Source organism: Longimicrobium sp. (assembly GCF_036387355.1).
In the GTDB taxonomy this organism is placed as follows: domain Bacteria; phylum Gemmatimonadota; class Gemmatimonadetes; order Longimicrobiales; family Longimicrobiaceae; genus Longimicrobium.
The window spans coordinates 1-9223 of record NZ_DASVTX010000397.1 but is presented as its reverse complement, the minus strand read 5'-3'; the positions used below and the strand labels follow the sequence as shown (position 1 = coordinate 9223).

10 protein-coding genes and 1 pseudogene are annotated in these 9223 nt (G+C 70.5%); 2 read left to right on the top strand and 9 right to left on the bottom strand.

Features of this window, described 5'->3' with window-relative positions:
* The 4 genes and pseudogenes from VF665_RS17450 to VF665_RS17435 form a co-directional block, all read right to left on the bottom strand.
* A pseudogene (locus VF665_RS17450) lies at positions 1-217 on the bottom strand (hypothetical protein); the annotation flags it as partial.
* A gap of 70 nt (positions 218-287) precedes the next feature.
* Positions 288-743, bottom strand: a complete 456-nt coding sequence (locus VF665_RS17445; RefSeq protein WP_331054726.1) for a hypothetical protein — start codon at positions 741-743, stop codon at positions 288-290.
* Positions 744-918: 175 nt separating this feature from the next.
* Entirely contained in the window at positions 919-1761 is an 843-nt protein-coding gene (locus VF665_RS17440) for a hypothetical protein (RefSeq protein WP_331054725.1), read from the bottom strand.
* 174 nt (positions 1762-1935) lie between these two features.
* Complete coding sequence (locus VF665_RS17435; protein ID WP_331054724.1) at positions 1936-2595, bottom strand: hypothetical protein; 660 nt, start codon at positions 2593-2595, stop codon at positions 1936-1938.
* A gap of 311 nt (positions 2596-2906) precedes the next feature.
* On the opposite strand from VF665_RS17435, the gene VF665_RS17430 reads away from it, so the two are divergent.
* Positions 2907-4433 carry an ABC transporter substrate-binding protein/permease gene (locus tag VF665_RS17430; RefSeq protein WP_331054723.1) on the top strand — a complete coding sequence of 509 codons (1527 nt, stop codon included), beginning with the start codon at positions 2907-2909 and terminating at the stop codon, positions 4431-4433.
* A complete protein-coding gene (locus VF665_RS17425) occupies positions 4430-5176 on the top strand; it encodes an amino acid ABC transporter ATP-binding protein (protein ID WP_331054722.1) in 747 nt (248 codons plus the stop codon). The genes VF665_RS17430 and VF665_RS17425 overlap by 4 nt, the downstream gene beginning before the upstream one ends.
* On the opposite strand, the gene VF665_RS17420 is transcribed toward VF665_RS17425, so the two are convergent.
* From VF665_RS17420 to VF665_RS25945, 5 genes are all read right to left on the bottom strand, one after another.
* Positions 5173-5568: a hypothetical protein gene (locus VF665_RS17420; protein ID WP_331054721.1), complete on the bottom strand. Its 396-nt coding sequence runs from the start codon at positions 5566-5568 to the stop codon at positions 5173-5175. The two genes, VF665_RS17425 and VF665_RS17420, sit on opposite strands and share 4 nt — an antisense overlap.
* A 2-nt stretch (positions 5569-5570) precedes the next feature.
* Positions 5571-6677 carry a serine hydrolase domain-containing protein gene (locus tag VF665_RS17415; protein ID WP_331054720.1) on the bottom strand — a complete coding sequence of 369 codons (1107 nt, stop codon included), beginning with the start codon at positions 6675-6677 and terminating at the stop codon, positions 5571-5573.
* 85 nt (positions 6678-6762) lie between these two features.
* Positions 6763-7431 (bottom strand): hypothetical protein, encoded by a 669-nt coding sequence (locus VF665_RS17410; protein WP_331054719.1) that lies wholly within the window; start codon positions 7429-7431, stop codon positions 6763-6765.
* A gap of 575 nt (positions 7432-8006) precedes the next feature.
* Positions 8007-8903, bottom strand: a complete 897-nt coding sequence (locus VF665_RS17405; RefSeq protein WP_331054718.1) for a carboxypeptidase-like regulatory domain-containing protein — start codon at positions 8901-8903, stop codon at positions 8007-8009.
* Positions 8904-9112: 209 nt separating this feature from the next.
* Positions 9113-9211 carry a DUF4377 domain-containing protein gene (locus VF665_RS25945; RefSeq protein WP_349263148.1) on the bottom strand — a complete coding sequence of 33 codons (99 nt, stop codon included), beginning with the start codon at positions 9209-9211 and terminating at the stop codon, positions 9113-9115.
* Positions 9212-9223 lie beyond the last annotated feature (12 nt).

The following is a 9223-nucleotide window of genomic DNA, read 5'->3' as shown; positions in this document are numbered from 1 at the left end:
TCACCAGCCTGGCGCGCATCCACGGCAGCGTGTCGTTCGCAACCACGAGCCCCGCCCCGATCACCAGGTCGCGCACCCCCAGCGCGACCGCCAGCTCCGGCCGTGGCCCGAACCCCGACGCGCGGGCCACGAAGTCCGGCGCGGCGAGCGACGCCGCGGCAAAGCCCAGGCTTCCCCACCCCAGCAGACGCGCCATCGGCTCGGCAGCATTCATCATCATCCCTCTCCGTCGGTGCGGCGGCGCGCGAAGCGAATCATCCCCCTTTGCCGCCGCGAATGGGTCGCGATCAGCCGGGGGCGTGCAGCCGCTCGCGGATCTCTTCCAGCACGCTGATGGCGGTTTGCAGCCGCTCCGGATCCATCCACCCGATGCCGCGTTCCATGGTGGCCTGGAACGGCTCATCCAGCCCCGCGAGCAGCTGCAGCCCCGCGGGGGTGATGGTGAGGCGCATGGAGCCCTCGATCAGCCCGCGCGTCTTGAGCTTGTGCAGCAGCGCGAGCAGGCGGTCGGGCTCGTGCACCATCCGCTGCTCGATCTCGGCGCGGGCACGGCCCTCCGCGCCGGCGCCGCGCAGAATGCGCAGCACGTTGTACTCGTCCAGCCGCAGATCGGCGCGGCCCACCACCTCCGAAAGCGCGGCGGAAACGTGCTGCTCCGTCCGAAAAAGATTCAGCGTGAACTCGCGCGCGAGCGAGTCGATGGGCTTGGCGATCCCGAGTTCACGCTCGATGCTGTGCGGCATTCGCGGTGTGCGGTCAGCAGAAAAGGACGAGGCATTCAGAAGCGCTCCATGCTCTGCGAAACGGATGCCGCAACGTTGTACAGCCTGCGAAGGTTCGGGACCGAAAGCACGTCTCCCTCCCGTCCGGCCGCGCGGAGGGAGGGAGACGCAGTCAGGGCGCGCGCTCAGCGCCGCCTCAGTACACGTTCACGCCGACCGTCCTGGGCGTCGCCGAGCCGAAGCTGGCCGTCACTTCGCCGGTCCCCGTGCGCACACCCAGCACGTGCCCGGTGCGGTCGTCCCACTGGCTCACGTAGATCTGCCCGGACACGTTGGCGCCCGTCCACGTCACGTAGCTGGAGGTATTCACCGTCCCCGTCCAGTCGTACACGGTGGCGGTCAACAGCTGATACTGGCCGTGCTGGATCTGGTAGTTGCCGGAAATCTGCACCCACCCGTTGGGGTGCGCGATGGGCGCCGACAGGCCCAGCGTGTACGTCCACGAGGTCACGGTGCTGGGCACGTTGAAGGTCCACACACCCGTCGCCGTCTGTTCGCCCGGAGCCACGGTCTGCCGCCACTTCCAGTACGGCTGGTTGGTGGCGGTAAAGGTGCCCGTTCCGTCGGGATTGTTGACGGTGACGGTGCCCGTTCCGCTGGTCACGGCGATGTTGCTGATGAACGCGTAGATGGTGTCTACGTCCAGCCCCGTGTTGGTGCCGATGGTCTGCCCCAGGTCGTTGCGGATGGTGTTGAAGAAGGTGGTCTGCCCGTTGTTGCTGAACTGCGCCGAGGTAAGAAGGGTGAAGTACGAGCCGATCGTGACGCGCACGTTGTCCTGGCTGCCGACGGGCACCGGCTCGCCGCACTGGGTGGTCTGCGACGCGACGTCCACGCGGCAGGTCAGGGTGCCGATCAGCTTCTGGTGCTCGACGTTGTCCGGCGGGCGAACGGAGGTCGGCGCGCTGGGCATGTCGGCGCAGGCGGCGGACGCGAGGAGGGCCGCGAGGGCGGCGGCCCGGATGCGGAGGTGGTTCACGAGGACCTCTGGAGGATGAGGATGGGGCGGTGATACCGTGGCAGGTGCACCACTGCTTACATATTGCGACGCGAATTGTCAGCGTGCAAGGAGTTTGTTTGCTCCCCCACCGCCCGGCGCGCGCCCCTCATCGGAGACACGCACCGGCAGCGCGCCCGCTGATCCCTGCTCCTGTCAGAAGCTGATCCCGACGCCGAATCCGTGGTGGTTGCCGGTGGTGACGGCGGTGCGCAGAATGGCGCCGCGGGGAAGCACGAAGTCGACACCCCAGTCCACCGCGCCGGTGATGCCGTTGGTTACGTCCTCCGCCGGATACCCGGGCTCACCGTTGTTCACCTGGCTGCCGCTGCGAGCTTCGAGCATGAGCCGCGGAGTGATGTACGGGCGAACGCGGGTGCCGTTGTATCCCACGCTGACGCCCAGCGGCACCGTGATCGCCGTGCCGTTGTTCAGTGTCGCGCCCAGGCCGGTGACGAGCGAGGCGCGCAGCGGGCCGGATTCGCTGGTCGCGATGGGCGCGGAGTAGTCTACCGCGGCCGTGTACGCGACAGCGTCGAGCCCGGTCCGCAAGCGGGTCCGGTACGGGCCTTCCACGGCACCGGTTCCCCGCCCGTCCGCCACGCTGGCGCGGAACCGCAGCCCCGGCAGGCCGTTGAACGGCCGCACCGCCAGCGTGAGACCCAGGCCGGTGCCGTACGCGTCGCCGCCAATGAAGTCGATCTTCGGCTGCGTGACCGGCGAACTGAACAGCGGCCCCGTGGTGAGTTGCGCTCGCGCGGCTGTGGGGAGGATGACGAGCGCGGCGAGCAAGGTGGCTGAACGACGAACGTGCATGGGAAACCTCGTGCGGAAAACGTGAGAAAGTGATACCGTCACCGCGGGCTACCCGCCCGGATTTCGGGGAGTTCCGGCCCGGATGGGCGACACACATTTCCGTATTCTTCTGACACGCGCCCCCGTTTGCCCCACGTCCGCGCCGTTCCGCGGTCCGTGCACGGCGCATCCGGTTGTGGCCGCTTTGGTGCGTGTCACAGACCGGGCTCCCTCGCGCGTGCCCCGTCCGCGCCGTGGCGGTTCTTGAGTCGGCCGGACCGGCGACGTAGCTTGCCGCGCCCGCCGACTCCGCCACACGTTCCCGCCCATCCGTGCCGACCACCTTCCGGTTCCGCGTCCGGCTCGCGCCGCCGCTGCTCCTGCTCGCCTTCGCCACCCTTTGCGCCACCGCCGTATCCACCGCGGCGTCTGCGCAGGCGGTGCTCCGCTGGGGCGGCGACGCGGAGGGCGGCGCGCCCTTCGTGGAAGCGGATCCCGCCAACCCCGCCATCGTCCGCGGCTTTGACGTGGAGATCGCGGAGATGATCGCGCGCGGGCTGGGGCGCGAGCCGCGCTTCGTGCAGGTGGCGTGGGCGTCCATCCCGCAGTCCGCCGAGCGCGGCGACTTTGAGATCGGCCTCTCGGGCGTGGAAGACCGCCCCGAACTGCGGGCGCGGCATGCGCTTACCATCCCCTACTTCGAGTTCCAGGAAGTGCTCGCCGTGCGCCCGGCGGACCGGGGCCGATACCGTACCCTGGCGGACCTGGCGGGCCGCCGCGTCGCCACGCTGGGCGGCACGCTTGCGTACGAGCTCCTGCTGGCGGAAAAGGCACGCACCGGCCTGGTCCCCGTCTCGTACGACGACGACGTGCATCCGTACACGGATCTGGTTGCGGGGCGCGTGGATGCGGTGCTGCTGGACGACGTGATCGCCGCGCGCGCGCTGCGGCGCACGGGCGGGTTCGTCATCCAGCCCACCTCCATCGCGGCCAGCCACTACGTGGGGGTGATGGCGAGCGGCAACACCGCGCTGCGCGATTCGGTGAACGAGATCCTGCGCGCGCGGATGAGGGACGGGTCGCTGGAAAAGACTTTTCGCGCCTGGGGCGTGTGGAGCGACGCGCAGGCCGGTTACTTCCGGCGCGCCACGGCGGACACCACTGCGGCGAAAGCGGCTCCGGCGGTGGCGGGAACCGGGCGGGCGCCGGAGACGGCGCGGCGGCCGGGGCTGGCCATGTACCTCCCCGCCCTGCTGCGCGCGGCGGGGATCACGCTGGTCCTTTCCTGCCTCGCCATGGCGCTGGCCGTCGCGCTGGGAATCGCCGTGGCGGCCGGGCGCGTGTACGGGCCGCCGGTGGTGCGCGGCGCCCTGGCCGTGTACGTGGAGGTGATCCGCGGCACGCCGGTGCTGCTGCAGCTCTTCGTGCTCTACTACGGCCTGTCCGGCGTCGTGCGCCTGCCCGCGTTCGCCGCGGCGGTGCTGGGGCTGGGGCTGAACTACGCCGCGTACGAATCGGAGATCTACCGCGCGGCGCTGCAGGCCATCGCGCGGCCGCAGCTGGAAGCGGCGCGCACGCTGGGGCTTACGGAGTTCCAGATCCTGCGCCTGGTGCGTGGCCCGCAGGCGCTGCGGCTGGCGCTGGCGCCCATGACCAACGACTTCGTCGCGCTGCTCAAGGATTCGTCGCTCGTGTCCGTCATCACCGTCGTGGAGCTGACCAAGCAGACGGCCATCTACGCCACCAACGCGGGAAGCTGGGTCGTGCCCGGAATCGTGTGTTCGCTGATCTACCTGGCCTTTTCGCTCCCGCTTTCGCGCGCGGCGCGCATGCTGGAACGGCGCTGGAGCGCGGCATGAGCGCGGCGCTCAGCATCCGCGGACTCACCGTTTCGCACGGCGCGCGTCAGGTGTTGCGGGGCGTGGATCTGGAGGTCGCGCCCGGCGAGATCGTGGCGCTGATGGGCGTGTCCGGCGCCGGAAAATCAACCGCGCTGCGCTGCGTGGCGGCGCTGCAGGCGTTTGACGCGGGCTCCGTGGACGCGGCGGGCTTCGCGCTGCGCCCCGGCCCCGTGCCGCGCGAATCGGCGCTGCGGGAACTGCGCGGCAGGGTGGGGATGGTGTTTCAGGCGCACTCGCTGTTCGAGCACCTGACGGCGCTGCAGAACGTGACGCTCGCGCCGCTGCACGCGCTGCGGTGGGCGCCGTCGCGCGCGGAGTCGGTGGCGATGGAACTGCTTGGGATGCTGGGCGTTGCGGGGCGCGCGGGCGCCTATCCGCGGCAGCTTTCCGGGGGCGAGGCGCAGCGCGTGGCCATCGCCCGGGCACTGGCGCCGGACCCCGCGCTGCTGCTGATGGACGAGCCCACCAGCGCGCTGGATCCCGCCCGCCGCGGCGCGCTGGGGGATGCGCTGCGGGCGCTGGCGGCGCAGGGGCGCGGGCTGCTGATCAGCACGCACGACGTGGACTTCGCGCGGGCGCACGCGGACCGCGTCGCGGTGCTGTCGGAGGGGGTGATGGTGGAGTGCGGCGCCGCGGCGGAGGTGCTGGCGAGGCCCACGCATCCCGCCACGCGTGAGCTTCTGCGCGGCTCCGCGGACTAGCCGCGGCCCAGCAGCCCCGCGAGCGTCTCCAGGTCGCGCGCCACGGCCCGCGCGTCCGCGGCGAACTGCTCGTCCGTCATTCCCGCCTCGCGAAATACGGTAAAGAGCACCAGGCTCCCTTCCCCGTCCGCCACCACGCGCATGGGCACGTACACCTCGCCCCCGTCCGGGAGGCGCACGGTGTGGTCCAGCACGCCGAACGCGTTCGTCTCGGCGTACCGCAGCCACGCGGTTCCCGCCTCCGTCTGCACCTCCCACCCGCCATCCACCGAGCGCGCGCCGCTCCCCAGCCCCGCCGCCCACCGCGGCAGGTTGGCCCCGTCCGCCACGAACGCGTACACCTCCGCCGCGCCGCGCGGGATGGAGATGCTGAGCGTGGCCGACTGCCGCATCGTCACCTCCCCTGTGCGCTGGATGGCGGAAAACCGAAGGCCGCCGCTACCCGTTCCGCCAGCGGCCGCACGTCCAGTTCACTGTTGCTCAGGACCATGACGGTGACGTCGCTCGCGGGCAGGTGGATGGCGTAGGAGCGGAAGCCCGGGACCACGCCGCCGTGCGAGAACATCGTTGCCCCGCCCGTGCGCTGCGTGTACCACCCGTGCCCGTACTCCTGCCCGGCGCGCGCGCCGGAGTCCAGCCGGATGTGCGTGCCGAACATGGCCGCAAGCGAGGCGGGCGCGAGCACCCGCCCGGAGCGCAGCGCGTGCACCCACACCAGCAGGTCGCCCGCCGTGGACCAGGTGGAGTTGCCGTCCGCCGTGGCCGTGGTGCGGTCTTCGAACTGCGCGCGGATCACCTTTCCCGCCCGCGCCGAGTATCCGCTCGCCATCCCCGCCACGACCTCGGCGTTGTCGGCGAAGCCCGTGTTCCGCATCCCCAGCGGCGCAAAAAGGCTGTCGCGCATGAACTGCGTCCACGGCATCCCCGCCGCGCGGCTGATGATCTGGCCGAGCAGGATGAACCCGGAGTTGTTGTAGCGAAAGCGCTCGCCGGGCGCGTACTGCAGCGGCTGGTCGCGAAACAGGGCGACGATCTCGTCGTGCGAGCGGGGCAGCATGCGCGTCTGCCCGAACCCGACGGCAAAGATGTCGGGGATGCCGCTGCTGTGCGTCAGCAGGTGGCGCAGGCGGACGGGCTCCCACGCGGCGGGGCACGGCTCCACGTAGCGGCACAGGGGATCGTCCACGCTCAAGCGGCCGCGCTCCTGAAGCAGGAGCACGGCCGCGGAGGTGAACTGCTTCTGCAGCGAGCCGATCAGAAAGCGCGTTTCTACCGTGACGGGAACGGAGGCCTCGTAGTGCGCCGTCCCGTACGCCCGCGCGAGGACGGGCTGCCCGGCCCGTGACACCGCGACCACGCCGCTGAACGGCATGCCCGGCATGCTGTCGCGCACGAACCGGTCGATTTCCGCCACCAGCCGCGCACTGTCCTGCGCCGCCGCGGGCCGCGCGAACATCATTGCGAGTACCATCACCAGCCACCCGCACCATCGGTTCCGCATCCTCGATCCCCACCGCTGGACGTGTCCCCCCGAGCCTCGGCTGGCGGGAAGCAATAAGCGGCCCCGCATTGTCGACATCGGCGGATCAGCGATCGAGGAACCGCGTGATGGCGCTCCACGCGGCGGCGGGCGCGGCCTGCAGCAGCAGGTGCGGCGCGTCCATGCGGGCGACCTGCGTGGGATGTGCGTCCGAGATGCGCCGGAGCGCGACGTCGGGGACCAGGCGGTCGCGGGTGCCGCGAAGATACAGGATCGGCGCGGGGCAGTGCGGCAGCCAGCGCGCGGCATCGGCCGTCAGCACCGCGGCCAGGCGGGCGGCGAGAACGGCGGGCGGAACGGATGCGATCGCCGCGCGCACTTCATCGACCAGCGCCGCGGAAGCGCCGGCGCCTACGAGAAAGTGGCGGATGGCCCACGCGGGCGGCGCGGCGCGGAACGCGATCGGGAGGGCAACCAGGCGCAGCGCACGGTGGCGCGGCGGCGCGACGAAGCTGTTGCAGAGCACCAGCGCGGCGGCCCCGCCTTTCGCCGCCAGCCGGATTCCCAGTGGGCCCGAGAACGATTCGGCGACGATGATGCAGTCGGGACCGACGCGCAGCTCGTCCCCGAGCCGCCGCGCAAGTGCATCGTAGCCCAGCTCTTCCGCCGGGAGCGCGACGGTCTGCGGTGCGAATCCCGCCGGCGCGAGCGCGGCGAAGTCCCGGAACAGCCTTCCCGTGCCGTCCATCCCGGGAAGCAGGATCACGCGTCGCATTCAGTCCGTCTGATGGCGGATTGTGAGGAGCCGCGGATGGTTCTGCGCCATACGCCAAGTGCGCTCAGGGACAGCGGGTCATTCGTCGCGCCAAGCCACGGCTCGCCCGACGTATCGTCCGGCGCCCGCAGAGGATGTTGAGTAACCAGGCCGGCCACCCGCCTCGGCGTTCGAGTGTCATTCTGAGGGAGCGGCGCGCCGAACCCTCCGCCGCTCCGAGCCGTACGCGACCGAAGAATCCCGCGCCGAATTTTCCGCGTGGACGCTGGTTGCGCGGCACGGGGGGGACCGTTCGCCGCGGCGGCTGGTCTGGAGCACGCCGCGCAACCTGTCGTTCATCAGATGCTCCGTGGCGGGGTTCTTCAGTCGGCGCCAGAACCTGAACCGGCGGACGTCCCGTGCGGCGCCTCCTTCAGAATGACACGGCTACGCCGAGGTGTCGGGCGAACAGGCGTTTGTCGGCGCGCTCTCAATGACACCGCTGCGCGGTCATGACCATCCAACAGGGTTTCCCAACACGCTCTCAGGGGTGACAAGTCTTTGCGCAGGTTCCGGTTCCCTGCGCGGAACGAGCGCTACCGAACGCGGCGCAGCACCACGTCGCCCGTTGCACCTCCGGCGTACGCGCGCATGAACCAGCGGCCGACGATGCTGTCGCCGCGCATGCGCCCCGCGAACGAGACGCCGCCGTGCGAAATGCGCGGAATCAGGTTGATGTCCACGCTGTCCCCGTCCACCACCCTCGCAATCGCCTCGCGCTCGAACGTCTCATTCTGCCCGCCGAACACCGTCGTCGACACGTCACGCCCGATCCGGCCGCCGAAGAACGGGCTGAAGTCGATGTCCGACAATCCTTCGATTGTCCAGACGTACCGGTCGCGCTGCAGCGGGCGCCGCCGGTCCACGATGTGGAGCGTGTCGATGAAGTTGATGGTTCCTTCAACAACGCGCTGCGCAGGCGGCGGACCCCGGCGGATGCCCGCGTCGCGCAGCTTGAAGCGCATGTGCCACGTGCCGCTCAGGCTCAGGCTGACCGGCGCCGCGCGGCGGAGCGCAACGTTCATCGTGTCCACGCGCCGGGCGGCAAAGGTGATGGTCCGCTGCTCCGGTCGGTACCCGGTGCTCTCCACGGTGACGCGGAGCGTGCCCGGATCAACACCGGTCATCCTGTACTCCCCGGTTTCTTCCGACATTTCCCAGTGAAATTCGGCAAAGATTGCGGCGCGGACCGGTTCACCCGTCTGGGCGTCCGTGATCCGGCCCACGAGCGAGCCGAGGGAGGCGCGCTCTTCCGCCTCCCGCGCCTCGGTTTCGGGATCGACCTTGACGGGGAGCATTACCACCGTATCCACCGCCTGCACCTTAACCGGGCGCGTTGTCCGGGTTGCCACCGTCGCCGCGGGCGCGGGGTCGGCGCCGCGCGGGCTGGCGCACGCGGCGAGAAAGGCGCAGCAGAACACGATTCGCTTCACAATGGCAATCTCCGGCGATGCAGGTGGAAGCGTGGGTCCATGCAGGGAACGGCCCGCGGCGCCGTCATCTGACGTCGCGCGGAACGTGGAACCCGGTGTGGGGGCAGGCCAGGCAGAGACGCGCCGTGGGAGAGGCCGTCAGTGCACCACAGGCCGGGCAGCGGTTCAGATGAACCTCGGCCGCATGGTCGCGCAGGAGCGCCGAGCCACTACTGGACCGCCACCTTGTCGATCACGCGCACCAGCCGGTACTCCAGCGAAGATGCATCCGCGGGCGGGTTGCGGATTTTGCGGATCTCCACTTCCAGCGTGTAGCGGTA